Annotated in this window: 24 protein-coding genes; 13 read left to right on the forward strand and 11 right to left on the reverse strand. The window is 37.3% G+C overall.

The features are described from left to right. Positions 1–37: 37 nt before the first annotated feature. Both ACH3PA_RS12765 and ACH3PA_RS12770 read right to left on the reverse strand, forming a co-directional pair. The gene (locus tag ACH3PA_RS12765; protein ID WP_416443614.1) at positions 38–670 is read right to left on the reverse strand and encodes an NAD(P)H-dependent oxidoreductase; all 633 of its coding nucleotides are present in this window, start codon (positions 668–670) and stop codon (positions 38–40) included. Then, a complete protein-coding gene (locus ACH3PA_RS12770) occupies positions 663–1,121 on the reverse strand; it encodes a MarR family winged helix-turn-helix transcriptional regulator (protein WP_416443612.1) in 459 nt (152 codons plus the stop codon). The genes ACH3PA_RS12765 and ACH3PA_RS12770 overlap by 8 nt, the downstream gene beginning before the upstream one ends. A 221-nt stretch (positions 1,122–1,342) precedes the next feature. On the opposite strand from ACH3PA_RS12770, the gene ACH3PA_RS12775 reads away from it, so the two are divergent. The 5 genes from ACH3PA_RS12775 (at position 1,343) to ACH3PA_RS12795 (ending at position 3,765) form a co-directional block, all read left to right on the forward strand. Next, entirely contained in the window at positions 1,343–1,852 is a 510-nt protein-coding gene (locus ACH3PA_RS12775) for a TlpA family protein disulfide reductase (protein ID WP_416443610.1), read from the forward strand. Positions 1,853–1,874: 22 nt separating this feature from the next. Further along, positions 1,875–2,495, forward strand: a complete 621-nt coding sequence (locus ACH3PA_RS12780) for a thioredoxin family protein (RefSeq protein ID WP_416443608.1) — start codon at positions 1,875–1,877, stop codon at positions 2,493–2,495. 169 nt (positions 2,496–2,664) lie between these two features. After that, positions 2,665–2,985 (forward strand): rhodanese-like domain-containing protein, encoded by a 321-nt coding sequence (locus ACH3PA_RS12785; RefSeq protein WP_416443606.1) that lies wholly within the window; start codon positions 2,665–2,667, stop codon positions 2,983–2,985. A gap of 22 nt (positions 2,986–3,007) precedes the next feature. Next, entirely contained in the window at positions 3,008–3,403 is a 396-nt protein-coding gene (locus tag ACH3PA_RS12790) for a rhodanese-like domain-containing protein (protein WP_416443604.1), read from the forward strand. A gap of 89 nt (positions 3,404–3,492) precedes the next feature. Beyond that, positions 3,493–3,765, forward strand: a complete 273-nt coding sequence (locus tag ACH3PA_RS12795; RefSeq protein ID WP_416443602.1) for a hypothetical protein — start codon at positions 3,493–3,495, stop codon at positions 3,763–3,765. Position 3,766: 1 nt separating this feature from the next. On the opposite strand, the gene ACH3PA_RS12800 is transcribed toward ACH3PA_RS12795, so the two are convergent. From ACH3PA_RS12800 to ACH3PA_RS12810, 3 genes are all read right to left on the reverse strand, one after another. After that, entirely contained in the window at positions 3,767–4,852 is a 1,086-nt protein-coding gene (locus ACH3PA_RS12800; RefSeq protein ID WP_416443600.1) for a Gfo/Idh/MocA family protein, read from the reverse strand. 74 nt (positions 4,853–4,926) lie between these two features. Then, complete coding sequence (locus ACH3PA_RS12805) at positions 4,927–6,078, reverse strand: PepSY-associated TM helix domain-containing protein (RefSeq protein ID WP_416448216.1); 1,152 nt, start codon at positions 6,076–6,078, stop codon at positions 4,927–4,929. A gap of 148 nt (positions 6,079–6,226) precedes the next feature. Beyond that, complete coding sequence (locus ACH3PA_RS12810; RefSeq protein WP_416443596.1) at positions 6,227–8,605, reverse strand: TonB-dependent siderophore receptor; 2,379 nt, start codon at positions 8,603–8,605, stop codon at positions 6,227–6,229. Between the two features lie 217 nt (positions 8,606–8,822). On the opposite strand from ACH3PA_RS12810, the gene nirB reads away from it, so the two are divergent. The 8 genes from nirB (at position 8,823) to ACH3PA_RS12850 (ending at position 21,522) form a co-directional block, all read left to right on the forward strand. After that, the gene (gene nirB / locus ACH3PA_RS12815; protein ID WP_416443594.1) at positions 8,823–11,330 is read left to right on the forward strand and encodes a nitrite reductase large subunit NirB; all 2,508 of its coding nucleotides are present in this window, start codon (positions 8,823–8,825) and stop codon (positions 11,328–11,330) included. 25 nt (positions 11,331–11,355) lie between these two features. Continuing rightward, positions 11,356–11,733 carry a nitrite reductase small subunit NirD gene (gene nirD, locus ACH3PA_RS12820; RefSeq protein ID WP_416443592.1) on the forward strand — a complete coding sequence of 126 codons (378 nt, stop codon included), beginning with the start codon at positions 11,356–11,358 and terminating at the stop codon, positions 11,731–11,733. Between the two features lie 11 nt (positions 11,734–11,744). After that, the gene (locus ACH3PA_RS12825) at positions 11,745–12,323 is read left to right on the forward strand and encodes a DUF4202 domain-containing protein (protein WP_416443590.1); all 579 of its coding nucleotides are present in this window, start codon (positions 11,745–11,747) and stop codon (positions 12,321–12,323) included. An 11-nt stretch (positions 12,324–12,334) separates the two neighbouring features. After that, a complete protein-coding gene (locus tag ACH3PA_RS12830) occupies positions 12,335–14,143 on the forward strand; it encodes an ATP-binding protein (RefSeq protein ID WP_416443588.1) in 1,809 nt (602 codons plus the stop codon). Positions 14,144–14,199: 56 nt separating this feature from the next. Beyond that, the gene (locus ACH3PA_RS12835; protein WP_416443586.1) at positions 14,200–14,850 is read left to right on the forward strand and encodes a response regulator transcription factor; all 651 of its coding nucleotides are present in this window, start codon (positions 14,200–14,202) and stop codon (positions 14,848–14,850) included. Between the two features lie 160 nt (positions 14,851–15,010). Continuing rightward, positions 15,011–16,435 carry an MFS transporter gene (locus ACH3PA_RS12840; RefSeq protein ID WP_416443584.1) on the forward strand — a complete coding sequence of 475 codons (1,425 nt, stop codon included), beginning with the start codon at positions 15,011–15,013 and terminating at the stop codon, positions 16,433–16,435. A gap of 126 nt (positions 16,436–16,561) precedes the next feature. Then, entirely contained in the window at positions 16,562–20,083 is a 3,522-nt protein-coding gene (locus tag ACH3PA_RS12845; RefSeq protein WP_416443582.1) for a molybdopterin-dependent oxidoreductase, read from the forward strand. Beyond that, the gene (locus ACH3PA_RS12850; RefSeq protein WP_416443580.1) at positions 20,080–21,522 is read left to right on the forward strand and encodes a rubredoxin; all 1,443 of its coding nucleotides are present in this window, start codon (positions 20,080–20,082) and stop codon (positions 21,520–21,522) included. The genes ACH3PA_RS12845 and ACH3PA_RS12850 overlap by 4 nt, the downstream gene beginning before the upstream one ends. On the opposite strand, the gene ACH3PA_RS12855 is transcribed toward ACH3PA_RS12850, so the two are convergent. The 6 genes from ACH3PA_RS12855 to ACH3PA_RS12880 all read right to left on the reverse strand — a co-directional run bounded on the left by ACH3PA_RS12855 (position 21,523) and on the right by ACH3PA_RS12880 (position 26,353). After that, positions 21,523–21,933 (reverse strand): lipocalin family protein, encoded by a 411-nt coding sequence (locus tag ACH3PA_RS12855; RefSeq protein ID WP_416443578.1) that lies wholly within the window; start codon positions 21,931–21,933, stop codon positions 21,523–21,525. A 170-nt stretch (positions 21,934–22,103) separates the two neighbouring features. Beyond that, positions 22,104–22,760: an EndoU domain-containing protein gene (locus ACH3PA_RS12860; RefSeq protein ID WP_416448217.1), complete on the reverse strand. Its 657-nt coding sequence runs from the start codon at positions 22,758–22,760 to the stop codon at positions 22,104–22,106. 56 nt (positions 22,761–22,816) lie between these two features. Then, positions 22,817–23,824 carry a GTP 3',8-cyclase MoaA gene (gene moaA, locus ACH3PA_RS12865; protein ID WP_416446597.1) on the reverse strand — a complete coding sequence of 336 codons (1,008 nt, stop codon included), beginning with the start codon at positions 23,822–23,824 and terminating at the stop codon, positions 22,817–22,819. After that, positions 23,817–24,734: a bifunctional molybdenum cofactor biosynthesis protein MoaC/MoaB gene (moaCB, locus tag ACH3PA_RS12870; RefSeq protein ID WP_416443574.1), complete on the reverse strand. Its 918-nt coding sequence runs from the start codon at positions 24,732–24,734 to the stop codon at positions 23,817–23,819. Before moaCB ends, moaA begins: the two co-directional genes overlap by 8 nt. Before the next feature lie 157 nt (positions 24,735–24,891). Next, positions 24,892–25,320 (reverse strand): molybdenum cofactor biosynthesis protein MoaE, encoded by a 429-nt coding sequence (locus ACH3PA_RS12875; protein WP_416443572.1) that lies wholly within the window; start codon positions 25,318–25,320, stop codon positions 24,892–24,894. Next, positions 25,301–26,353: a ThiF family adenylyltransferase gene (locus tag ACH3PA_RS12880; RefSeq protein WP_416443570.1), complete on the reverse strand. Its 1,053-nt coding sequence runs from the start codon at positions 26,351–26,353 to the stop codon at positions 25,301–25,303. Before ACH3PA_RS12880 ends, ACH3PA_RS12875 begins: the two co-directional genes overlap by 20 nt. Between the last annotated feature and the right edge of the window lie 2 nt (positions 26,354–26,355).

Below are 26,355 nucleotides of genomic sequence, written 5' to 3' on the forward strand. Positions count from 1 at the left end.
AATTATTGTATATACAAATGTTTAAAACGAAAAAAAATTAAATAGTTTCAAAAAGGACTTCCTTGGGTCTTCTAACCTTAGGGAGGTGTTGCGTAGCGTCATCTATGCTGCGGTAACCTAAAGCCACAATTACTGAAGCATTGTAGTCATTATTAGCTAAGCCAAGGATTTCATTGAATTTCTTAGCATCAAAACCTTCCATAGGGCAGGTATCGATTTTAAGTTGGGCAGCGGCTGCAAGAAGATTGCCTAAAACAATATAGGATTGCTTGGCTGTCCATTGAGCTTTCATTTCAACAGCAAGATCAACCACATTCTTTTTCATATAATCTGCCATGCCGCTAAGTTGAGCGGGTTCTATACCTCTTACTTTACTTATCTCATCAACATAACTGTCTACCAGGTTTTCGTCAAAATCGGCTTTATTTGCAATTACGATTAGATGTGAAGCATCAACTATCTGGCTCTGGCCATAAGCAGCGGGTTGTAATTGCTTTCTTATTTCCTGATCTTCAATCACAAATATTTTATAGGGCTGAAGACCATAAGACGAAGCAGACAATTGCATAGCCTCTTTTAAAATATTTAGATCTTCTGCGGCTACTTTTTTAGAAGAATCGAACTTCTTAGTGGCATAACGCCATTTTAAAGCTTCTATATAGTTATTCATGAGTTCTTATTTTGTCAAGTAAATTATTTAGGGTTTCAATTTCTTTATCAGCAAGGTTTCCCAGCATTTTAGCATTTGTTTCCTTTGTGATAGGGTCAAGTGTTTTAAGAATCTCAAGACCATCTTCTGTAATGATAATCTCAACCATTCTCCTGTTATGCGGGCATATTCTGCGATCTGCGTAAGCCTTCTTAATGAGCTTATCTACCAGACGGGTTGTATTACTATTTTTATCTACCATGCGCTCTTGTATGCATGACAGACTTGCCGGTGTTCCTTTTTGACCACGCAGAATTCTCAAAACATTGTATTGAGGAGTTGTTAAGTCATACTCCTTTAAAATTGCAGATACAGCTTCTTCCATAACTCTTGTAGTATACATCAGGTTAATTACCGTTTTTGTAGGAAGGTCTATAGCGGTTGCAGTTTTTATGACTTCTTCAATTTTCATATACGTATGTACAATATTTGTATGTACAAATGTATAATGATTTTTGAATATTTCTTAAAATATAGAGAGATTTAACATTTGAAGGTAGGATGCTTTTATCTAATTTAGAATGTTATAGTATTCTTAAAATGCAAAGTGGTGATTATCTTATTATTAATTTTGCAAAAAATAATATTTTCTTGAGCCTTCGATTGATTTTAACTGTATTTGTTACACTTCTGATGATTTCCTGTAAAAATGAAAAATCGGCAGAAAACGCTGATTTATCGGTAAATTCAGATCAAAAATCGGTAGTTAAGGATGAAAATGAGATTAAAGTTGTATCTTATTCTTTCAATGAATTTGAAAAGCTTCTTTATAAAGAAGATGACAAATTACATATTATAAATTTTTGGGCAACCTGGTGCAAACCATGTATTGAAGAATTGCCATCTTTTCAAAAGATAAGAAAGGAATATGCCCATAAAGGTGTAGAACTAACCCTAGTAAGTCTTGATTTCCCTAAACAATTAGAGACACGCCTTGTCCCTTATATTAAAAAACATAATATAGAGGCAGAAGTGGTGCTTTTAGACGATCCTAAAGGCAATGACTGGATACCCAAAGTAGATTCGACCTGGAGCGGGGCAATACCTGCAACCCTTATTTATGATGCAAATCATCGTAAATTTTACGAGCGCTCTTTCAGCTATGATGAACTTAAACAAGAAGTTGAAGGGTTTGTTAATTAAAAATTTAAATGCATAGTACAAAATGAGAATGTTAAAGGTGCTAACCGTTGTAGCAATTGTGATCATCATTTCAGCGTTTGCTGTTGAGAATTTTGATTTAAGTGCTTCTGGTTATACAGTAGGAGATGAAGCTGTAGATTTTAGCTTAAAAAATGTTGACGGTAACATGGTTTCTTTAAGTGATTATACTGAAGCCAAAGGATTTATAATTGTATTTACCTGTAATACCTGCCCGTTTGCGGCTGCTAATGAAGATCGCATTCTTGCACTTGATAAGAAATATAGTGAGCTGGGTTACCCGGTAATCGCGATCAACCCAAACAATCCTAGTGTTAAACCCGGAGAAAGCTTTTCTATAATGCAGAAGCGTGCAAAACAGAAGAAGTATACATTTCCATATCTTGTAGATCAAGGTCAAAAAGTGTTTCCTAAATATGGTGCTAATAAAACACCTCACGTGTTTGTTCTTCAAAAAGAAGATGATAATAACATAGTGAGATATATAGGTGCTATAGATGACAGTGTACGAGAACCAGAAAGCGTAGATAAAAGGTTTGTTGAAGAAGCGGTTGATGCGTTACTTACAGGTAAAAAAGTAGAAGTAGAAACTACTAAAGCAATTGGCTGCTCTATTAAAGCTTAAATTAACTCAATAGATAAATATAGATCCGGAGTAGGTGTTACTTCGGATTTTTTATACCTGTAAATCAGGTTTAATTTTTAGATTTGTAAGGATTTAAGGTAAAAGCGCACCAACATAAAGCGTGACTTAAAATTAATTATATACACTTTAGCACAATAACAGTATAAGAATGAAGAACATCACACAAGAAGAATGGGAAGAAAGCATCGCGAATGATAAAGATGCAGTTGTATTAGATGTAAGAACCCAGGAAGAAGTAGATGGAGGTATTATACCAGATTCTAAACATATAGACATTTATAAAGGACAGGGTTTTATAGATGAAGTAGAAAAACTCGATAAATCTAAAAACTATTACATCTACTGTCGCTCTGGTAACAGAAGTGGTCAGGCTTGCCAGATCATGGATAAATTAGGTTTTGAAAATACATATAACCTCATGGGAGGCTTTAATGAATGGGATGGCGATGTCACCTATCAGGACGAGTAGCTTCTCAGCAACATAAAACGCTATGAAATCAATATTTTACGCTGCTCTTTTAGTACTTGTTGTAGCCTCAGTTTATTCTTGTAAGAAAGCAAAAGCCGCTACAGGAGTAGAGGTCGTTTCGGTTAACGAAATGAAAGAATTGATGAAGTTAGACGAGGTGCAAATTGTAGATGTTCGCACGAAACCAGAGTACAAGTCTGGGCATATTAAGGATGCTCAAAACGTGGTTTACGATGAAAATTTTGAAAAGAATATATCTGCACTTGATAAATCGAAGCCTATAGTGGTTTACTGCCAGAAAGGTGGTCGTAGTGCAAAATGCGTTAAAATCATGGAAGAAGCGGGTTTTCAGGAAATATATGATCTTGAGGGCGGCATTACTAAATGGATTTATGCCAATGAATCTGTTGAGAATTAAACTTAACGATTACGATAAGTTGTCTTAACAATTTGTTAAAGAATAAAAAAAGGGTATTTTTGCAATGAATTGTAAAAATACCCTTTTTAATGAGGATTAATTGGACCCCCGATAATTCCAGTAAATGTGATCAGGTAGAAGAACTTCTAAAGATAGAATATGACTTTAGAAAAACACTTACCAAACTCTTACTATCACATTCCAGCTCAGATAAGTCCGGTGAAAGTGATTTGTATGATTATGAATTTAACTTCAATACAATTACACGAAAATTCTCTTTTTTAAACCTGTCAACTTCAGATAAAATACAGGTTAGATTGCTCACTTCTGATGAGCGCACAAAACATTACTTTGAAGTTTAGGTTATAAATTAATAACCTGCCCGTCATTTTCAGCTGACTTATAGATTGCTTCTACAATGCGTATATCACGCTTACCTTCTTCACCAGGAACGAGCATAGGCTTATTCTGCATAATTGCCAGTGCATCGTCATCCATTTGTTTTGCTTGCTCATTGCCTTTAAATGGTTGCAATACTTTACCATCACTAGTAGTACCTTTTACACCGGTATAACTTGAAAATGGCTCAAGCCTGTAACTGCCATCTGCACAGGTGACATCAAGGTAGTTAATAGAATCTGCATAAGTCACCCTGCAATCTGCTTTTATACCGCCAGGAAATTCAAGATCAAAATAGGTGATCTCATGCGCGTTATTTTTAAAAAGATCAGGTCTTGTTGTCTCGTGCCTGGCAGATACAGAAATAGGTTCCATACCTGTACTGTATCGCGTTGCATTTAGAGGATAAACGCCCATGTCGTACATAGCGCCACCACCTTTTGCCCCGTCCAGCCGCCAGCCGCCACTTTGACCAATTCTAAAACCAGCTTCAGTCTTTACATTTTGTATAGCTCCATACGGTTTAGTATCTGCCCAGCCAATAATAGTTTGTGTGACCGGTTCATGCTGCATACGATAACCTATAGCGAGTTTTACTTTATTCTTATTACAGGCATCAATAATAGTTTGACATTCATCTGCGGTAATTGCCATGGGTTTTTCACACCAAACATGCTTCCCCGTATCTGCTGCCATAACAGCATATTTTTTATGTAAAAAAGTGGGAGTAACAATGTAAATAACATCAATGTCGTCATTGTTTGCTATCTCGTGCATATTGTCATAGTTGTACACGTTTGCGTCAGGAATGTTATATTTCTTTTGCCAAACAGGAATTTTTTCCGGGCTACCGGTTACGATTCCTTTTAACTCACAGTGATCTGTAAGCTGTAAAGCAGGAGCAAGTTGATTAGTGCTATAACCTCCTAACCCTAATAAGGCGATACCAAGTTTTTCTTTTGGTTTACCAAATAGAATATTGGGGAATGGTAAAGTTGACGCAGCTACAAATATTCCAGATTTCTTTATAAATGACCTCCTGTTTTCCATAAGTTACTTTTTTAGAGTAAGTTAATGAAAAAACTAAAGTTTTAATACAGAGCTAAACCCAGAATAACATTTATTTATGAAACAGGAGCCGTTTTAGCATTCTTCTTATTCTTCTTTTTCATTTTGTTCAACCAAATGATAGTTCCAGTTATAGGTAAACTTGTAGCAATAAGGCAGGCTAGAAAATATATTATCTTAGAAAATGTGCCATATATCTGCCCGGTATGGATTGGTTTTATTAGTGAAGCGATCTGAACATTTACCGGCTTATCTCTAAAAATTTCTTTAGATAAAACATTGCCATCCTGAGCAAGTACAAGTTGATCTGCGATTACAGGTGACCAGCTTGAGGTATTTATCTTACGCACACTTAAAGGTTCATTTTCGCCGGAAGGCAAATTAAGTGTTGTTTTACCAGAGTAATCTAGTTCGCGATCAACCACTTTAAGAAGTTGGCTGTATGTTAAAGCAGTTGCAGTAGAATCTAGCGTGGTTTCAATTTTAGGGCCACCGCCACGGTTACCAAATATTTGGGCTCCTAAAACTGCGGTACCGGCATCTCGATACCATGCAAATGACCAGCACAAACCGGTAAGTGACATAATGATTAAAAAAATGCAGGCGTAAAAACCAAGCGTATTATGCAGATCGTGATTAATACGTTTCCAATTTGCTGAAAATTTGATCTTAAAACCCGGTTTTAGGCTCTTCCAGCTTACTTTTTTGGGAAACCACAATACAACTCCGGTAACAGCAATAAAGAAGAAAAATAAGGTTGCGATCCCCACAATAGGTCTGCCTATACTAGAGTCAAATAACAACCAGCGGTGCATTTTAAACATGCTCATAAAAAAACCGTCAAGCGAAGATTTTTCTGCGGCCTGAATATTACCGGTGTATTGATCTACAAAATAAGGAGTGCCTCTTCTGTCTTCAGGTGAAGTTTTTATTCTAAATTCATAAGGAGTTTCTGCAGCGTCACTAATAGTAACGCTTGCCACACTTCCTTCTTTTTTAAGCTTATCTGTGAGATTTTCTATACTTAGCGGTTGAGCTGTGGGAGTAATCTCCATCTCACTCGCTAACAAATCTTTTATCTCTTCTTCAAAAGTGAGCATTGTACCGCTAAGGCACACAAGAAATAAAATTATCCCGCTTCCCAGACCTAACCATAAGTGCACATCATTAATGAACTTTCTAACAGTGTATTTTTTCTTTTTGCTCATCGCGAAAAATATTGAGATAAATTTATATTCTAAACCGATTTTTGCTCACTACAGCCGATTTTTGCGCTAAGATGCTAACTTTTGTGCTTAATACAAACTTTTATTTCCCCGAGGTATACCCACCGGGGAATTAAAAGTTTATGAGGGATTAAAATCTGTAATTGAGTACAGCGGCAAAAGTTCTGGGATCGGTTTGATTAATAAACCTGGTTCTGTATGCGTTGTATCCTATTTCATTAAACAAATTGTTTACCAGTAATCTCACATTCCAGTTTGAGTTAAACTCATAACCTGCCTGAAGATTTACCAGTGTGTAGGCTTCTACATCAAAAGGTTCCTGATTAGGAACAATTCCTTCATGGGTTACAGGTCCTGCAGACCAATCATTGATAGGTCTTTTGCCTGTATAATAAGCACCACCACCCACAGATAATCCTGAAAGATTACCCAGAAAATGATAGTTTGCATATACATTAAATGTATGTTTTGGAGTGTTTAAAGGAGCAGAACCATAAACATAAGATGTGTGTTCTTTGTACTGTGCATCTATATAAGAGTAACCCGTTACAATCTCAAGATTACTTAGTAATCTACCAGTTAATTCTACTTCTACACCTTGGCGCTGATCATTTCCACCTTTTTGATAAAACCCTGTTGCAACCCAATTTTCATCATAAACAGGAAGGTTTATATCCTTGTTATTAATTTTGAAAAAGGTAAGGTTAAATCGCAAGCGGCTGTTAAACCAATTCGTTTTAATACCAGCTTCAAGTTGGTCGTAGCGTTCATTACCTAATTCTTCGCCATTTTCGCTTAAGCGCGAAGCCGAACGTGGATAAGAACTGTTAGTATAAGAAGCAAAAACATTTATATTTGCAAGCGGAGTAAATATTACACCTCCTAACGGGTTAAAAGCATCGCTTTTGTTATTCTCAGTATCCTGAATGGTTTCCGTCGAGCTATAGCGTAAACCTAAGAATGTTTTAAACCAGGAATTAAAAGTAATCACATCCTGAGCTACAAACCCAATAGATTTTGATTCTGCTCCTCCGGTTCTTGCTGCGCCAAATTCGATCGCTGGCAAATCATTTGAGTTAGTGCCAAAAACATCTACCACATCTGCATTATTTGCAGTTAGGCTCAATGTGCTATAATCTGTTTTTCTGTAATCAAAACCTACCTGAAAGGTGTGATAAATAGAACCGGTATATAGTTCGTCACCTATTAAGTCAAATTGTATAACGCTGTTATCATCGCTGCGTGTTGAGGTACTATAACCTCTGTTGCGCATGTTATAAACCGGTTCACCGTCTTCTTCTATAGGATCGCCCAGGCTTGCTCCTTTATCATCAAGATCGAGCTGTGACTTGTAAAAAGCTCCTTTTAAAGTCAATTTATCGGTTAAAGCATGATCCAATCGTATGGCATATGTCGTATTTTCTGTTATAGAACGATCATTTTTATATCCTAAAAAGACATCATGCGGCAGGTCATAAATGGCATTCACATCGTTTTCAGCAAGGTTTACAGTACCAACATCAGGAGTACGACTGTCGTCGAAATAATCCATTTCTAATGTTAATGTCGTCTTGTTAGAAAGCTTCCATTGTAAAGATGGATTAATATAAAATCTTTCAGAAGAAATTCCGGCTCTGTAATTATCTGCTCGTTCTAGTGCTCCGTCAATACGAAAGGCCAATGTTTTCTTTTCGTTTATAGGTCCGTAAACATCAAAAGTAGGTCGCACCTGCCCATAACTGCCTACACGTAAAGAAGCACTTCCGCCAAAGCGATATTTAGGAGTTTTAGTTACAATATTGATTACACCACCCGGACTACCTAAATCTGTAGCAACACCTTGTGTTATAGAAGCGGCACCTTTTAAAACCTGAATATTATCAACACCTTGCATGTCTGTTAGAATACCTGTTCCTCTAAAGTCTGAATGCACGCGCACGCCATTTTTTAGAATAGGAATCCCACGGAAACCTCTTGAGGACATACTCTCTCTTTTATTGCCATAAGTGGCGAAAGTATACACACCGGGAACATTTTTAGTCGCTTCAGAAATAGTAAGCGCTCCCTGATCCTGAATAAGCTTATCAGAAATTACAGAGATACTTTGTATTTGCTCATAAGGCTCAAGCGGAAGACGTGTAAGTGCTTCAATTTTATCAGGATGTTGATCACGACGACCAAAAACTTCTACTGCATCTAGTTCATTATCTGCTGCAAGTGCAAAGTTTAAATCTGTTAATGTTGGCGAATTAAGGTCGATTTTTAAGGATTTTGATTTGAATCCTACTGCGCTTACAGTAACATCCCACGTGCCTTGAGGAATATTTTTTAGAGTAAATTCTCCATCTTCATTTGCGGCAGTACCTTTTTTTAAGGTAACCAGATAGATATTAGCAAAGGGAATCGGTGAATTAGTTTCATCTGTGATTTTCCCGGATATAGTACCCGTATTTTGCGCAAAAAGTGGATTGATAGATATAAAAGTGAGTAAAAGTAGGAGGTAACGCATGATAGTTTATTTAGATTGATTTAACATAACGTGGCAAAAATATATTTACATTCTAAACTGAGCAAGTTTTATTTAGATTTAATTTAAATAATATTTAGTTTATCGTATTATGCGATATTAAGTATGAGCTGATGAAAAGGAAATATTTTAAAATTTTTCACTCCTTGATTTTATATTAAGTATAAATACGTATATTTGAAATATAAAATACGTAGTTATGAAAAAAATTATAGTGGTTGGTAATGGGATGGTAGGCTATAAATTTTGTGAAAAATTGATAGCCAAAGAGAGCAGAAGTCATTTTTCTATAACTGTTTTCGGAGAAGAGCCGCGACCTGCTTATGATCGCGTGCATTTAAGTGAGTATTTCGCAGACAAAAGCGCAGATGAATTATTAATGGCACCACGAGCGTGGTATGAAGAAAATAATATAGAACTACGTACATCAGAATTAATTTCTATAATAAATCTGCATGAGAAGCAGGTTATTACCTATAAGCATCAGGTTTTTGAGTATGATTACTTAGTTCTGGCTACGGGATCTTTTCCGTTTGTGCCGCCTATAAAAGGTTCAGATAAATCTGGAGTATTTGTGTATAGAACTATTGAAGATCTCGATGCAATGAAATCTTATGCATCTAAAATTAAATTTCAGGGTAAATCAAGAGCTGCTGTTTTGGGGGGTGGTCTTCTGGGTCTTGAAGCTGCAAACGCTGCTAAAGAACTTGGTCTTGAGGCGCATGTTGTAGAGTTTGCTCCACGGCTTATGCCGCGGCAGCTTGATCAGGCTGCAAGTGATATGCTTCAGCGTAAAATAGAAAGCCTGGGTATTGGCATTCATTTGGGCAAAGCCACAAAAGAAATTGTGGGCGAGGAACATATTGAGCATATGGATTTTGCAGATGACACAGAGCTGCAAGTTGATATGTTAATCATTTCTGCTGGTATACGTCCTCGGGACGAGCTGGCTGTTAGTGCAGGATTAAAAGTGGGTGACCGTGGTGGTATCTGGGTTGATAATACTATGCGAACTTCAGATGAGTCAGTTTTCGCGATAGGCGAAGCGGCTCTATACAATAATATGATCTATGGTCTTGTTGCTCCCGGCTATGATATGGCAGACGTAGCGGTTGAGCAAATTACGGGTGGTGATAAAGTGATGGTTCCTTCAATAGATATGTCAACGCAGTTAAAATTGATAGGAACTGAAGTTGCCAGTTTTGGAGATCCTTTTATTGAGGGTGATGAGGTTTCTGCGATTGTATATGAAAATAAGCATCGCGGTATTTATAAGCGTATCAACGTAACCAGCGATGGCACAAAACTTCTTGGTGGAATATTAGTAGGTGATTCTTCAGATTACAATACCTTATTTCAGATTTTCATTAATGGAATGAAGTTACCTGAAAATCCTGAAGATCTTATTCTGGGATCTCGCGGCGGCGAAAGCAGTGCAATTGGCAGCGTATTAGATTTTCCTGATACAGCTCAAATTTGCTCTTGTGAAAGTGTGACAAAAGGTACCATTTGCGGAGCTATCACTAGTGAAACTTGTAGTACAGTAGGTGAAGTGATTAAAATGACCAAAGCTTCTACAAGTTGTGGAGGTTGTAAACCTATGGTTGCAGATCTGGTGAAAGAAAGTTTAAAATCCCTTGGGAAAGAAGTTAAAGAGACGATCTGTGAGCATTTTAGCTTTAGCCGTCAGGAATTATATGATCTGGTTAAACTGAATAAAGTTCAAAATTATGACGAGGCTCTAAATATATTTGGTAAAGGTGACGGTTGCGAGGTTTGTAAGCCGGTAATGGCGTCAATTTTTGCCAGTATCTATATGGAAACTGCCAATAAACAACCGGTTATTCAGGATTCTAATGATAGATTTCTGGCAAATATTCAGCGTAACGGAACGTATTCTGTCGTACCTCGCGTTGCTGGTGGGGAGATCACAGCAGATAAATTGATCGCTTTAGGAGCTGTCGCGAAAAAATATGATCTCTATACAAAAATAACCGGTGGCCAGCGTATTGATCTTTTTGGCGCTCAGCTGCACGAACTTCCGCTAATATGGAAAGAATTAATAGAAGCTGGTTTTGAAAGTGGTCACGCCTATGGTAAATCGCTTCGAACAGTAAAAAGCTGTGTTGGTTCAACCTGGTGCAGATATGGCTTACATGAGAGTGTGACTTTTGCCATAGAAATTGAAGAACGCTACAAAGGTTTACGATCGCCACATAAATTAAAAGGTGGAGTTTCCGGATGCATTAGAGAATGTGCTGAAGCAAGAGGTAAAGATTTTGGTTTGATTGCTGTGGAAGGTGGATGGAATCTTTTTGTGTGTGGTAATGGAGGAGCAAATCCCAAACATGCAATTTTACTGGCAGAGCAAATAGATGAAGAAACAGCTATTAAATATTTAGATCGTTTCTTGATGTACTACATACGTACTGCGCCGCCATTGGTGCGTACCGCTCCTTGGCTTGAAAAACTCGATGGCGGCATAGAATATCTAAAAAAGATAGTTGTTGAAGATTCACTAGGAATTGCAGACGAACTGGAAAAGGAAATGCAGGGACTTGTAAATAACTTTGAATGTGAGTGGAAACAAGCAATTGAAGATCCGGAAATGATGAAACGTTTCAAGCATTTTGTGAACAGTGATGATGCAGATGAGAACCTTGTTTTTGTACCTCTTCGCGATCAAAAAATGCCCCAATCCTGGTAAAAATCACCTTTTAAGCTAAAAAATTATGCAAAATATTCTTGACCAATATCAGTCAATCGCAGAAAGTAATGTCATCACCTGGTTTAGGGTTGGCTTTGTTTCAGACTTTCCAGAGAATGGCGGCGCCTGCATTAAATATAAGACAAGACAGATCGCGGTCTACAATTTTACCCGAAAAGATAAGTGGTACGCCTGCCAGAATTTATGTCCACATAAGATGGAAATGGTACTTTCTCGCGGAATGATAGGCGATGCAGAAGGCATACCAAAAATTGCCTGCCCGCTTCATAAAAAAACATTTTCATTAGAAGATGGATCTAATTTAAATGGAGATGATTTAAACATTGCCGTGTATCCGGTAAAAATTCAGGATGAAAACGTGTATATTGGCTTTGCAGATTAATTACACTTTAAATGACAAAAATAGAACAGGCAGCGGCTCTAATAGATGAGAAGAATTCGCAGGATCCTCATATAGAAATAGCAGCAGGAAAAGAATATCCTAAAGAGCTTTTGTACTCATTGCGCATGGTACAAAAGCTTTTGCAGTTTAAACCTGATGCTTCAGAAGAGTTACAAATAGCAGCTCGTGCACAGCACATCTGCCGCTGGATGAGTCCGCGTGAGCAATATCCTATGGATCGCATTGGTTATTTAAAATGGCGTGAAGATCTTAAGAAAATGCATGCCGATATTACTGCCAAAATACTGGAAAAAACAGGTTATTCTGCCGATTTTATAGATCGGGTTTCTTTCCTTATTAAAAAGAAACTCATTAAAAAAGACGAGGGAACACAAACCCTTGAAGATGTAATATGCCTAGTTTTTCTGGAAAATTACCTTGAGGAATTTGCAGCAAAGCATCCCGATGAAAAAATTGTTGATATACTTCAAAAAACCTGGGGAAAAATGTCTGAAGAAGGCCATGAGGCTGCACTCCAACTTCCACTCACACCTCACAGCATGGAGCTAATTAAGAAAGCACTGGCTTAAAATCAGGTTTTATGGCCGGGAATTCTAATTCGTTGGACCAAAGTACATTTAATAAGCTACGGCGGTTGTATATAATTGCCCTAAGCGCCATAGCGCTTTCGGTAATAATTAGCCAGATTCTTATTCATGTTTATCTCAATGATCAAAATGACGATTCAAGAGTTGTAAACGTCGCGGGCAGGCAGCGCATGCTCAGTCAAAAACTTACCAAAGAAATCCTGCTACTTTCTTCAACAGATGAGCCAGACGATCGTAGGCAACTTCTCGAAAATATTAAGAATACACAAAGTCAGTGGAAAATTTCACATGAGGCCTTACAATCTGGCAGTGACAGTTTAGGTCTTCCGGGCAATAACAGCACAGTTATCGCTGAAATGTTTGCCCAGATAAAGCCATATTATGAGAATATGCTTGAAGCTTCAAACAGGCTTATTTACATAGTAGAAACTGATCCAGCTTTCGCGAAAGCAGACATCGCTACTCAGGTTGAAAATATAAATGCTAATGAGGATGAATTCTTACAATTAATGGATTCTATCGTAAATCAGTATGATGTAGAAGCTAACAATAAAGTAAACAGGTTGCGCAATCTTGAGTTGCTCATCATGGTTGTAACGCTATTGCTTTTGCTAGGCGAATTTCTATTTATATTCTGGCCCACGGCCAAAGCTGTAAAAGGCAGTATGCGCGAGTTGATGGAAGCTGAAAAAACCTCAAAAAAAATGGCTATAAATGCCGATTTATTGAGCACAGCGAAAGAAAAATCGGTTAGAGAACTGCGAGCTTTAAGCCAGGCGATGAATCAGACTTTATTATTCGCGCGCATTGATTCTAATGGTTTTATAGTACATATGGGCGATAAATTCTCCCGGCTTTTCAAGTTCAGAAGATTTAATAATACAGAGAAATTTTCAGAAGTACTGTCAATAAGAGTTAAAGAACAGCAAGTTATTGATGCTATTATTCTTGAGAACAGGAAGACCGGCTGGCAGGGCGAAATTAAAGCCACAACAAAAGATGAAGAGTCTATCTGGCTTGATATGTCTATTGTTCCTTTTACAGCAAGTGATGAGCGTGCCGAGCTACTTATTATTTGCCTGGACATTACAAAGCGTAAAGAAGCACAGCTTGAGATAGAGCGATTAAATAAAGCCAACTTTGAGGAGAAGATCCATCAGCAAAAAGTAGTATCAAGACAGATAATTGAAAATCAGGAAAAAGAGCAAAATCGAATTGCCAAAGATCTGCATGACGGGATAGGGCAGATGCTTACGGGTCTTAAATTTAATATTGAGAGTATTGATCTGACTGATACCAAAAAGGCCGTTTCAAAAATTGATAACCTCAAAACGCTGACTTCCAATATTATTAAAGGTGTACGTACTGCAACTTTTAATCTTACTCCGCCAGAACTAACAGATCACGGTATTGTTCCCGCATTAACTAAAATGACACAGGAACTATCTAAACTCACTGCGAAAAATATTATACTCTTTAATAAAACAGATTTTAATCTTCGCTTAGACTCTTTGGTCGAGATCAATATCTATCGTATTACCCAGGAAGCTATAAATAATGCTGTTAAATATGCCGAGTCAAGTCATATTATAGTCAGCCTAAGCCATAGTCAGGAACTACTAAGTATAACTATTGATGACAATGGGAAAGGTTTTGATCCTACTAAGGTAAAAAGAGCAATAGGTGAAGGCGGTATGGGTATGACATTTATGCGAGAACGCGTTAAATATATCAATGGCAGACTATTTATGCATTCTTCTCCCAATGAAGGTACAAGAATTACACTAAATGTACCTATTTAATAATTTTAGGATATTTTTACTTAAATTAAATCACTAATTCTCAAAATTAAGACCTGATGGATACCATTAATATAGTTTTAGCAGATGATCATGTGTTGGTGCGAGACGGTATAAAAGCCCTCCTGGAAGATGAACAGGATATTGTTGTTATTGATGAAGCATCAGATGGTCGAGAGGCCCTTAAGGTGATTGAGAAAAATAAACCTCATTTACTTATAGTAGATATACGTATGCCGTATCTTAATGGTATAGAGGTGGTGCAGGAAATTAAACAACGGCATCCTGATATAAAAACACTTGTGCTTTCAATGCACGATTCTGAAGAATACGTACTTAAATCAATACAGGCAGGTGCAGACGGTTATTTATTAAAAGGAGCGAGCAAAGAAGAATTTCTTAAAGCTTTACACACAGTTGCTGCAGGCGGAAAATACTTTGCCGGAGATATTTCATCTATTCTTATCAAGAATTTAAATGGGAATGGTCATATTTCAAAAACCCCAACAGCCAGCGCAGAATTTAATCTTACTAAAAGAGAGCGTCAGATTTTAGATCTTGTACTTGAGGGATTAAGCAATAAGGAAATAGGAGAGCAACTCGATATAAGTAAGCGTACGGCTGAGGTTCACCGCTTTAACCTCATGAAAAAGCTTGATGTTAAGAACCTTATGGAACTAGCAAACAAAGTAAGAGAGCTTAATTTTTAGGTTTTATCCTGCTGAAAGTGATTTATTTAATAGCATTTTAAGAATTATCTAAAATTTAGACACTATTATTTAAAATCTAATAATTATTCAGAAATACGTACTTTATACGTAATTATATAAGTATTTATACTTAATTTTATCCGTATAAAAACCACGTATTATGAGCGATATAACTTCAACTAAAGCAACGCGTCTTAATCTGCGCGATTTTAAAAGTGTTCCTATGCGAACATTTTGGATTACTTCAATAGCCTTTTTCATGTGTTTCTTTGCATGGTTTGGTATAGTGCCATTCATGCCAGACGTAGTAAGAGATCTGGGATTGTCGCCGGCTCAAAAATGGAATTCAGTTATTCTGGCTGTTACAGGAACTGTATTTGCACGTCTTCTTATAGGTAAATTATGCGATAAATACGGGCCACGTCTATGTTATACATGGCTTCTTACTTTAGGTGCGATTCCCGTGATACTCTGCGGTTTCGTGCAAACGCCGCTTCAATTTCTTATCTGTAGATTATTTATTGGTTTTATAGGAGCTTCATTTGTAATTACACAGGTTCATACATCCTTAATGTTTGCATCTAATGTTGTAGGTACTGCAAACGCTACTTCTGCAGGTTGGGGTAACCTTGGTGGGGGAGCTAATAGATTAGGTATGCCTTTAATTGCGGCAGCAGTTGTTGGTATTGGCGTGGCTCAGGCTGATGCATGGAGATATTCTATGATTATTGCCGGTGTAATTTGCTTTTTGATGGGTGTGGTTTATTATTTCTGTACTCAGGATACACCTCGTGGAAATTTTAAAGATTTACGAGAAAGTGGTGAAGCCGTATCGACTAAAAAGAAAGATGAAGTGGGCTTTCTGGAAGCACTAAAAGATTACAGAGTTTGGATTCTTTTTCTGGTATATGCAGCATGTTTTGGCATAGAGTTGACCGTGTATGGAACAATGGATGATTATCTACAAAATACATTTCAACTTGACAGACTTACAGCGGGAAACATAGTTCTTTCTTTTGCTCTTATGAATATTTTTGCCCGGACTACGGGTGGATACTTTGGTGATAAATTCGGGAAACTAAAGGGCTTACGCGGAAGAGTTTTATTTCTTGCCGCAATTCTATCTGTAGAAGGTCTCATGCTAGTTTTCTTTTCTACGATTACAGGTGTAGTTGCCGGGATAGCTTTTCTTATAGCGTTTAGTTTGTCTGTACAAATGGCAGAAGGCGCAACATTCTCTGTAGTTCCTTTTATAAATAAGAAAGCGATAGGTTCAATATCAGGGATTGTAGGTGCCGGTGGGAACGTAGGCGCATTTCTGGCAGCCTTATTACTTAAATCAAAATCTGCAGTGGCAGAACAGGCAGCAATTGCGGCTAACAATGGTCTGGGAGAAGAAGCAGTTAAAGCCGCACAATCAGCAGCTGCTGCAGGAGCAGTTTCCAGCGGGTACTTTCTTATAGGAATAGTTGTAGCTGTAACAGGTATCTGTGCTTTGGCAATACGCTTCTCTATAGAGGATGAAAAAGTTGCAGCTATAGAATCAGGATATTCTGCTGAAAATCTTATCCCTGTAAATAGTTAAAAATCGGCTCAATAATTATCGATTTTGAGAACATTTTGACCGTTTTTTAAAGCATTGGTAATTTTTGAGGTGACACTTTTATCTTACCCTTAAAACGCTGAACTTAGTATATTAATCATCCTGTAAATGCTGAAGAACGAAATAAAAACGACTTGTTCGTATTGTGGTGTAGGTTGTGGGATTGTAGTTAAAAAGGATTCAAAAAACCGCGTTTCTGTTGAAGGTGATAAGGACAATCCTGTTAACAGGGGTATGCTATGTTCTAAAGGAAGAAATTTACACTACGTAGTAAATGATACTTCAGATCGTATTTTATATCCTCAAATGCGCTGGAGCAGGTCTCATCCTAAAGAAAGAGTAAGCTGGGATACAGCGCTTGATCGGGCGGCCAGTGTGTTTAAATCAATTATTAAAAAACACGGTCCTGATAGTGTTGGGTTTTATGTTTCTGGCCAATGCCTTACTGAAGAATATTACATAGCTAATAAACTTACAAAAGGTTTTCTTGGTACGAATAATATAGATACAAATTCACGGCTTTGTATGAGTTCTGCTGTGGTTGGGTATAAAAAGACCTTTGGTGAAGACTCAGTTCCTATTTCATATGCAGATATTGAATTGGCCGACTGTTTTTTGATTGCTGGCGCGAACCCTGCTTGGTGTCATCCTATTTTATTTAGAAGGCTAGAACAGCACAAAGAGAAAAATCCCGATGTTAAAATTATTGTGGTTGATCCACGAAAAACGGATTCTGCTGCTTATGCAGATATTCACCTTCAGATACTTCCCGGGACAGATGTTTACTTATTTAACGCCATAGGAAGATGCCTTTTAGAGCGTGGACTAATAGATAATAATTTCATTAAAAATCATACTGAAGGTTTTCAGCGCTATAAAGAACAAATAGGAGCGACAACCGTTAAAAAAGCGGCTCAAATTTGCGGAATTACAGAAAAGGAAATTCGTAAAGCCGCTGATACAATAGGTTTATCAAAAGCCTTTATCAGCATGTGGGCGATGGGTCTAAACCAAAGTGTTATTGGTACAAATAAAAATTTCGCTTTGCTTAACCTTTCATTAATTACAGGTCAGGTAGGGAAGCCAGGTTCGGGGCCATTTTCTCTTACCGGGCAGCCCAATGCGATGGGAGGTCGTGAAGTAGGTGGTATGGCAAACTTGCTTGCTGTACATAAAGATCTTGCAAATCCACAGCACAGGGAAGAAGTAGCTCAGTTCTGGGGAGTAAATGAAATTTCTGGGAAACCGGGATACACCGCTACAGAAATGTTTGAAGCTTTAGAAAAAGGTGATCTTAAAGCGGTATGGATTGTTTGTACGAATCCGTCTGTGAGTTTACCCAATTCAGGCAGTATAGAAAAAGCATTAAAAAATGCGAAATTCGTAGTAGTTCAGGATATTTCTTACAGATCAGATAGTATTGAATATGCAGATCTGGTTCTGCCCGCCGCTGGTTGGTTAGAGAAAGACGGAACCATGACTAATTCTGAGAGAAGGATTGCATATCTGCCCAAAGCGATTAATCCGCCCGGTGAAGCGCGCCCCGATGTAGAAATACTTTGTGATTTTGCACAGCGAATGGGTTTTAGGGGTTTCAACTATAATAGTACTGAAGAGATTTATCAGGAATATTGCTCGATGACGAAAGGAACAAACATTGATGTTTCTTACCTCAGTCATGACCGACTTAAGAACGAAGGTACTTTTCAATGGCCGGTTAATGAATATCGCCATACCGGTACACCAAGACTTTTTGAAGACAAAGAATTTTATACACCTTCAAAAAAAGCAATATTCAATGTACCGTATATTGTTCATAACACATCCATTCAGCCAGATGCAGAATTTCCACTCATTCTCACAACAGGAAGGGTGCGCGATCAATGGCATACAATGACAAAAACCGGTAAGGTTTCACGTCTAAAAACGCACTATTCAAAACCAGTACTTGAAATCAATCCTGTAGACGCTTATATAGCAGGTGTAAAAGATGGCGATGTAGTTGAGATAAAAAGCCCTAACGGACTCGTAAGATTAAGAGCAAATGTTACAGAAAACATTCGCAAAGGAGTTGTTTTTCTGCCTATGCATTGGGGAAAACAGCTGCAAAGTGATCTAAATCGCGCAAACAATCTTACGCATACAATAATAGACCCACAGTCTAAAGAACCAGATTTTAAATTTACCGCAGTAAGTGTGAGTAAGTATAAAAAGCCGGTTGAAAAGATAATAATTGTAGGTGCTGGTGCTGCGGCTTTTAGATTTGTGCAGAATTACCGAGAAAATAATAGTAAAGATGAAATTCATGTTTTTTCTCAAGAACCAGAACCTTTCTATAACCGGGTTTTGCTACCGGAATATGTTACTGAAGAACTTACTTGGGAGCAACTGTTGAAGATAAAAGAAAGAGAATTAAAGCGTTTAAACATACAAATACACGGTAATAATCTCATTCAGGAAATAGACCGCGATAATAACTGTATTACTGATGCGCAGGGTTATCATCATCGTTATGATAAGCTAATTTTAGCCACGGGTAGCAGACCTTTTGTGCCTAAAGAAGCACAATTAAATTTACCGGGGCGATTTACATTACGCAGCAAATTTGATGCAGATCGTTTTAAAAATTATCTTGATAATATTAATCTTCCCGCAGAAGAAAAGCACGTCGTTATTGTAGGTGGTGGTTTGTTAGGACTTGAACTCGCAGCTGCACTTAAGCATAAAAATGTAAAAATAACGATAGTACAACGTTCCTCAAGTTTGATGGAACGCCAGCTCGATAGAACTTCCAGTAAGCTGCTGGCTTTAGACGTTCAGGAAAGAGGGATACAGATTTATTTTGATAACGAAGTAAGCACCGTTTTTGATGAGGATGATAGTGGCGAACTTAATATTACGCTACGCAGTGGAAAGATTATTACCGCTCATGCCATTGTGTATGCCATTGGTACACGGCCAAATATAGAAATAGGCAAAGAGGCAGGTTTATTATCTGGACGAGGTATAAAAGTGAATCGGCATTTACAAACTTCAGATCCTAATATTTTCGCTATTGGCGAAATTGCAGAATTTAAAGACAAGCTTTTTGGTATCACTTCTGCCGCTGAGGAGCAGGCTAACGTGCTTGTGAATTATATTTCAGGTGATATAAGCAGTTGGTATGATGGTTCAGTGTTGATGAATATATTAAAATTTAATGATCTTAATTTGTGTAGTATTGGCGAGATACGAGTACCTGAAAATGATGATAGTTATGAAGAGATCATTTTTACAGATGTAAGTAAGCGATATTATAAAAAATGCATTATTAAAGATGATCTTCTTGTGGGTGCAGTGCTCATGGGAGACAAAAATGAATTTGCCGAATTTAAAATGCTTATTGAAAGTAAAATCGAACTCGCAGATAAACGCGATGAATTGCTTAGAGGAGCATCAACTAATAAACCTGTTATAGGTAAGCTTGTGTGTTCATGCAGTCCTGTAGGTGAAGGGAATATTGAAGAAGCTATAGCCGGCGGTTGTACAGATTTTACCGAATTGTGTAATCAAACGGGCGCCGGATTGGGGTGCGGTAGTTGTAAAACAGAAGTAAGAGAAATTCTTAATAATTCAAAAGTGCCGGCATGAGAAAGAACCTGTCCCGTATTGTTGTAAAAGGGGGTGTTCTTTCACCGGCCGAATTAAAAAGCATTGTTGAGGCAGCAGAAGAATTGAATTTAAATTATATTTCATTTGGTTCCAGACAGGATATACTTTTTCCGAAAGAACTTGAGGAAGAGGAAATTAATAGACTTGATAAACTTCAGATTGTTTCTCACGGAGTAGTTGGACCCGAAAATATTGTATCATCATATGTTTCAGCCTCAATATTTGCAAATACTTCCTGGCTCACCGGTGACAGATACTTATATGTTCTGGAGCAATTTAGATACAATCCCGGGCTAAAAATTAATATCACAGATCCTAAACAACGTATAGTTCCTTTATTTACGGGGCATTTAAATTTTATCGCTTCAGAACATGAAGATTATTGGTATCTCTATGTGAGATTACCGGGATGGGACGATACTAAGATGTACCCGGCACTTATTTACAGCTGGGACATCGCTAAGGTTGCCTATGAAATAGAAAATATACTACAGGAAGAGCCTGAAACGGTTGAGATGATTTTTGATCTTGTGAGTGACGCTGTAGATACAAACAATCGCACGGTAGATAAACCGCTGTCAGTTCCGTTTTATCCTTTCCCATATTATGAGGGTATGAACCGAACCGGATCAGATAAATACTGGTTGGGCCTTTATTGGCGAAACAATAAATATGATATCACTTTTCTTAAAGCGCTGTGTGATCTGTGTGCCGAAAGTAAAATAGGAAAAATCTCCCTTACACCCTGGAAATCGTTTATTATACGGGGAATACCCGCTGAATCTAAACTTGTGTGGGAGAAACTTTTGGGTAAATTCGGTATAAATGTACGCCACTCTATGCTTGAGTTAAATTGGCATCTTCCGGTAGATAATGCTGATGCTTTGAGCCTGAAAAAATTTCTGGTAGCTGATTTTGATCAGAATGATATAAGCACATACGGACTCACTTTCGGAATCACAGACTATACCCGAAAAGCGTATTATTTCACCTCAATTGTGATTGAAAAGAACAGGCCTCCTAAGGAATTGGGTAATTTTATTATTCGGGATACTTACAATCTTCTTTATGCTAAGAATTTTGATCCCAATACACGCGATTATATTGTGCATGTACAGGATGTTGATAAAGTAGAGCTTCCCGGGCTCTTGATGGAATTAAGTAAAATGTACTTTGACCAACTGGGCACCGAAAAAGAGGAGGTGAAAAGTATCGAAGAGCCAAAACAAGAAAATAAAGTTGAGGTGTATCAATGCGCAGAATGCCTCACTATTTATGATCCTGCTTATGGCGATATAACTCAGAATGTAAAACCGGGGACTTCATTTAATTCATTACCTGACGAATATATATGCCCGGTATGCGATGCACCGAAAAATCATTTTGAAAAGAAAATGGTTGTAGAGTATATCGAGTAGTTAATTTACTTTTATATATTTTTCACCACAGCCTTCTATACAATATTGGCCTATAACTAAATTCCTACCTTCAAAATTAAAGAGAACTTTACAACTAGCAGTGGTAATGGTATCCCCATCTATACTATATGTTTCAGTAGTATCTTCAGTTGTTGAGGTGTTTATATAGCAAATTGTACCGTTAGTAACTGTAAGTTGCCCGTCTAAAGAAAATTCTAGAGTTTTATCAAAATCAGTTGGTTCATAAGTGCCACTGCCGTCTCCGGGATCTGAATATATTTCTGTTAATTTCCATTTTCCGATAAGGTCAGAATCCTGCAAAACGATTGGTTCCTGATCGTCGTCATTGCAACTAATGAGAGCAAAAGAAAATAATAATGATAGAATTAAAAGTGGCTTGATGGTTTTCATAGAATAATTTTGGTTTGCTTATAAGATGAAAATTTAGCCAAAAGGTTGCGTGTGCAAAAAAAAAATTATCCCTTTATCGGTGTCTTTACCTCATTTTTGCTGGTAACATAGATTTTTTGAATTTGGCTCTTAGCCGCCATTTCTGTATACGTAGTTGGCAACTGATACATTTAGAGCAAAGGATAGATTGTTTTTATCTTACCATCTTTTATTTGTAAAATCACTTTTATTCCATTACTGGTTTCAGATTCTATTTTTCTATTTCCTTCATTTGGTAATTTAATTCGTTCTACTGCGTATTTACACTCAGATAAAACATTCCCTCTATTCCAAGTTATAGGAAAAAAGGTGCTAGCCAATTTTTTTCTTAACCATTTGTTTGTTCTGTGATCAAAGTATTCAATTTTTGCAGAAAACACACCGGTTTCTTTGTTTTTCGCTATCAATTCAATAATTCTAACCTTTTGCTTATCATAATAGTGGACTCCTGTGACGTCACTATTTGATACTCTTCCATTTACAGCGTGTAAATACACATCCATAGTTTCAGCATTAAATGAAATGCCTTTAGGGTGAAATATAAATTCGCTCGGCTTAATTATATTTGTTTCTACAAGAATTTTTTGCGCTCTTCTTGGGTTGTTCGATATTAGATTTTTAAAAATTGTAGAATTTTTCTTCAATCCTCGTATGGAATTATACGGCCCTTCACCATCAGCAAATGTAGTAGGGAAGTTAAAAGGAACCTTAATTATAAACTCACCTGCTTTCAATGCCTGTTTATCAGTTGAAATCCCATTAGGAACAATGAAGTATTTAAATTCCATGTTTATGGCAACTTTATTATAATAGAAGTTTTCCAAAGGTTGCGTTCTCCAAAAAATTATCCTCCTATTGTGATCATGCTGCGGTTGTTGTTGTGCAGATCTGGATTGTTGAGTTTTTCAAAAGTATCCATTCCGGAACGCACCGCTTTTTTCTTATAAATAGATGAGAATATTAATTCTTCAACAGATTCATTATTTCTGTAAGCCGAAAGTAAATCTGTCTCTTTATTAGAGAAGAGGCAGTTTTTTATTTTTCCATTAGCCGTAAGACGAATGCGGTTACAACTATCACAAAACGGATTACTTACCGAACTTATGATCCCAAAATTCCCTTTAAAACCCTTTACCTGAAAATTACGCGAAGTAAAATTCTTTTCATTTTCAAGCTGTGCATAGTTTTCACTACCAAAATAAGCATCAGCTTTTTCCAGAATTTCCTGCTGAGTTACCAGTTTATTTTTATTCCATTTATTACCATCAAAAGGCATAAATTCAATAAAACGGATCGATATTGGTAGGGTTTGGGTGAGTTTTATAAAATCTACGATTTCGTCTTCATTGAAGTCTTTCATCAAGACTACATTCATCTTCACGTTAAACCCGTTTTCTATCAATAAAAAGATATTTTCGTAAGCCTTTTTAAACTGATCTCTACGAGTAATAAATTTGAATTTTTCTTCCTGAAGCGAATCCAAACTTACGTTAATATCATTAAGGCCATACTTTTTAAAATCATCCATAAAACGATCTACGAGAATCGCGTTGGTTGTGATTGAAAGCTTAACATCCAGCGTAGATAATTTCTGCAGCAGAACACTAAAATCCTTTCGCACCAGCGGCTCGCCACCAGTTAACCGAATTTTACTAACACCATTGTCTGCAAATATTTTGGCTATTGCAAACAATTCATCAGTCGTCATCAATTCTGGTCGGGGAGTGAGTGTAACGCCATCTTTAGGCATGCAGTAGGTACAACGCAAATTGCATTTTTCACTTAGCGAAATACGCAAATAGTTGTGCTTACGCCCAAAAGAATCGGTTAATATATTTTGATTTTCAAACATTTGTATCGTGTTGTGCTCCACGTAATATTTTAAAAACGTGCAGCAAATGTGGGAACACAGCCTCCATAGACTCTTTTGCTCCATTAGTTGAACCGGGTAAAGCCAGAACCAGACAATTTCCTATTGTGCCGGCAACGCTTCGCGAAAGCATGGCATATGGCATACGTTCTTGCCCATAATTGCGTATGGCTTCTTCAATTCCCGGTATTTTTCGTTCTAAAATAGGTTCTAAAGCTTCGGGAGTTACATCGCGGAATGATAATCCTGTTCCGCCCGTAAAAATGACGAGATTGTTATCTTCAGCGTATTCTAAAGCCTTACTTCGTATCAGTTCGATCTCGTCAGGAATAACTTCATAAGAAGCAATTTTGACATCGTGACTTTCCAGTTTTTCTATAATTGCTTTACCAGCGAAATCTTCTTTTTTCCCGGCAGAAATCGTATCTGAACACACAATAACACAAGCCTTTAAAGTTGAAGGTCGCTGATCTTTAAAACTGCTTTTTCCACCTTTTTTGTTGACTAAACGTATGTTGCCAATAACAATTTGCTTGTCAATAGGTTTCAACATATCATACATGGTAAGCGCAATAACCGATGCGCCGTGCATGGCTTCTACTTCAACTCCGGTTTTATAAACGGTCTTTACTTTAATGAGAATTTTTATAGTTAACCCATCAACTTCATAACTTACCGAAGTAAATTCAATCGGCAGCGGGTGACAGTCCGGAATAGTGATATGCGTATTTTTAACAGCAAATAATCCGGCGGTTTTTGCCATTTCAAACACATTTCCTTTGGGCACTGTATTATTCACAACAGCGTCAATTGTTTCCTGCTTACTAACAGTAACCGTTGCTTCTGCCGTGGCTATGCGTAACGTTTTTATTTTATGAGTTATATCGACCATTTGGTTTGGGTAATCTGGTTTTCTGGTAATTGATTATTTGTTGAATTGTTGTTTTTCTATCGTCACCCTGAATTTATTTCAGGGTCTCACCTATTTGATTTTATAAAACCGTGATGCGATGCTGAAACAAGTTCAGCATGACGAAAGTTCATTTTTATCAGCTATTAACTTTCCATTGAAATTCTTCATTTTCAAAAATCTCTTTTGCAAAAATGGGAACTTCACTTTTCACCTGATTCACGATTTCTTCAGTGGCCGCATAAACTTCTTTACGACGCATAGATGAAACGAAAACAAAAAAGCAAATTTCACCGGCTTTGATATTCCCCAGGCTGTGGTAAATATGCATGCAGGTTAGATTATATTTCGCGAAAGCTTTTTCCCTGATTTTTTCCAGCTTTTCATTTGCCATTTCTTCATAGCAGGTGTATGTTATCCCGCTTACGGTTTTATCATCGATCTTATCTGCGCGCACTTGACCCAGAAAAATATTATGAGCGCCAATGCTGTGCTTTGACTGATGTTTTGCAATAGAATCTGCTATAAATTGTGGCGAAATTGGGCCTTCAATAAATACTTTTTTCATTTTCAATAATTTGATTCATGGCTAAAGCGCCACCTTTTATGCTCCTAATTTTACTAAACTGATTTTTCTGCAGAAGCTTCGCCGCGACCAGACTTCGTTTTCCGCTCTGGCAGTAAATCAATATTTCGTTGTTTTTATCCAGCTGATGCATTTCACTTTCTAAAACTGAAAGCGGAATCTGAATAGAATTTTCCAAATCGAGTTGAGGCGTTTCATCAAATTCGCGTACATCGAGCAGCAAACTGTTTAAAGCCAAAGCTTCTTCCGGATTGATTTCTGAAACTTGATTTTGTAAATATTCAGCTTCAAAAAAATCGGTGTTTATGACCAGATTTTCGTCCTTTTTGTACTGAAAAATAGACTGATCGTTCGTGAGCGCATTATAAACCAGCAACTTTCCTGAAAGGATTTCGCCTATTTCCAGGATCATTTTCATCACTTCATTTGCCTGAAGCATTCCCGTAAAACCTACGGTAGTACCTAAAACGCCAACTTCAGCACAGTTTTGAACAATTCCTTTTTCGTTTTTAAACAAACATCGGTACGTTGGTCCGTTCTTGTAGTTAAAAACAGAAATCTGCCCTTCAAACCTAAAAACCGAACCATAAACAAATGGTTTATCTAGAATTACACAGGCGTCATTGATTAAGTAGCGTATTGCAATTGTGTCTGTCGCGTCAACAATTATATCGTAGTTCGCAATGATTTGCAATGCATTTTCGGCAGAAAGAAATTCATCATAAACCTCAAACTTGACATTAGAATTCAAAGCTTCCAACTTTGAAACCGCTTCGCGGGCTTTGCTTTTTCCCACGGTATTTTCTGCATACAATACCTGACGATGCAGATTAGTCTCATCAACCGTATCGCCATCTATAATTCCGATCGTTCCAATTCCCGCCGAAGTGAGGTAGGGGAGAACTGCGCAGCCCAAACCGCCGGCGCCAATAACAAGAACTTTGGCTTGCTCAATTTTTTGCTGCCCTGCATTTCCCACTTGAGGGAGTTTTATTTGTCTGCTATATTTATTCATAA

Source organism: Leeuwenhoekiella sp. A2 (assembly GCF_047946655.1).
GTDB lineage: Bacteria > Bacteroidota > Bacteroidia > Flavobacteriales > Flavobacteriaceae > Leeuwenhoekiella.

What these genes read in the sequence shown, in the direction of transcription:
- ACH3PA_RS12840 (WP_416443584.1), top strand. Translation starts at nt 15,011, where the DNA reads ATGAGCGATATAACTTCAACTAAAGCAACGCGTCTTAATCTGCGCGAT.
- ACH3PA_RS12850 (WP_416443580.1), top strand. Translation starts at nt 20,080, where the DNA reads ATGAGAAAGAACCTGTCCCGTATTGTTGTAAAAGGGGGTGTTCTTTCA.
- ACH3PA_RS12780 (WP_416443608.1), top strand. Translation starts at nt 1,875, where the DNA reads ATGAGAATGTTAAAGGTGCTAACCGTTGTAGCAATTGTGATCATCATT.
- nirD (WP_416443592.1), top strand. Translation starts at nt 11,356, where the DNA reads ATGCAAAATATTCTTGACCAATATCAGTCAATCGCAGAAAGTAATGTC.
- ACH3PA_RS12830 (WP_416443588.1), top strand. Translation starts at nt 12,335, where the DNA reads ATGGCCGGGAATTCTAATTCGTTGGACCAAAGTACATTTAATAAGCTA.
- ACH3PA_RS12800 (WP_416443600.1), bottom strand. Translation starts at nt 4,852, where the DNA reads ATGGAAAACAGGAGGTCATTTATAAAGAAATCTGGAATATTTGTAGCT.
- ACH3PA_RS12860 (WP_416448217.1), bottom strand. Translation starts at nt 22,760, where the DNA reads ATGGAATTTAAATACTTCATTGTTCCTAATGGGATTTCAACTGATAAA.
- ACH3PA_RS12775 (WP_416443610.1), top strand. Translation starts at nt 1,343, where the DNA reads ATGATTTCCTGTAAAAATGAAAAATCGGCAGAAAACGCTGATTTATCG.
- ACH3PA_RS12785 (WP_416443606.1), top strand. Translation starts at nt 2,665, where the DNA reads ATGAAGAACATCACACAAGAAGAATGGGAAGAAAGCATCGCGAATGAT.
- ACH3PA_RS12795 (WP_416443602.1), top strand. Translation starts at nt 3,493, where the DNA reads ATGAGGATTAATTGGACCCCCGATAATTCCAGTAAATGTGATCAGGTA.
- ACH3PA_RS12825 (WP_416443590.1), top strand. Translation starts at nt 11,745, where the DNA reads ATGACAAAAATAGAACAGGCAGCGGCTCTAATAGATGAGAAGAATTCG.
- ACH3PA_RS12810 (WP_416443596.1), bottom strand. Translation starts at nt 8,605, where the DNA reads ATGCGTTACCTCCTACTTTTACTCACTTTTATATCTATCAATCCACTT.
- ACH3PA_RS12880 (WP_416443570.1), bottom strand. Translation starts at nt 26,353, where the DNA reads ATGAATAAATATAGCAGACAAATAAAACTCCCTCAAGTGGGAAATGCA.
- ACH3PA_RS12790 (WP_416443604.1), top strand. Translation starts at nt 3,008, where the DNA reads ATGAAATCAATATTTTACGCTGCTCTTTTAGTACTTGTTGTAGCCTCA.
- ACH3PA_RS12770 (WP_416443612.1), bottom strand. Translation starts at nt 1,121, where the DNA reads ATGAAAATTGAAGAAGTCATAAAAACTGCAACCGCTATAGACCTTCCT.
- ACH3PA_RS12875 (WP_416443572.1), bottom strand. Translation starts at nt 25,320, where the DNA reads ATGAAAAAAGTATTTATTGAAGGCCCAATTTCGCCACAATTTATAGCA.
- moaA (WP_416446597.1), bottom strand. Translation starts at nt 23,824, where the DNA reads ATGTTTGAAAATCAAAATATATTAACCGATTCTTTTGGGCGTAAGCAC.
- ACH3PA_RS12845 (WP_416443582.1), top strand. Translation starts at nt 16,562, where the DNA reads ATGCTGAAGAACGAAATAAAAACGACTTGTTCGTATTGTGGTGTAGGT.
- nirB (WP_416443594.1), top strand. Translation starts at nt 8,823, where the DNA reads ATGAAAAAAATTATAGTGGTTGGTAATGGGATGGTAGGCTATAAATTT.
- ACH3PA_RS12855 (WP_416443578.1), bottom strand. Translation starts at nt 21,933, where the DNA reads ATGAAAACCATCAAGCCACTTTTAATTCTATCATTATTATTTTCTTTT.
- moaCB (WP_416443574.1), bottom strand. Translation starts at nt 24,734, where the DNA reads ATGGTCGATATAACTCATAAAATAAAAACGTTACGCATAGCCACGGCA.
- ACH3PA_RS12835 (WP_416443586.1), top strand. Translation starts at nt 14,200, where the DNA reads ATGGATACCATTAATATAGTTTTAGCAGATGATCATGTGTTGGTGCGA.
- ACH3PA_RS12805 (WP_416448216.1), bottom strand. Translation starts at nt 6,078, where the DNA reads ATGAGCAAAAAGAAAAAATACACTGTTAGAAAGTTCATTAATGATGTG.
- ACH3PA_RS12765 (WP_416443614.1), bottom strand. Translation starts at nt 670, where the DNA reads ATGAATAACTATATAGAAGCTTTAAAATGGCGTTATGCCACTAAGAAG.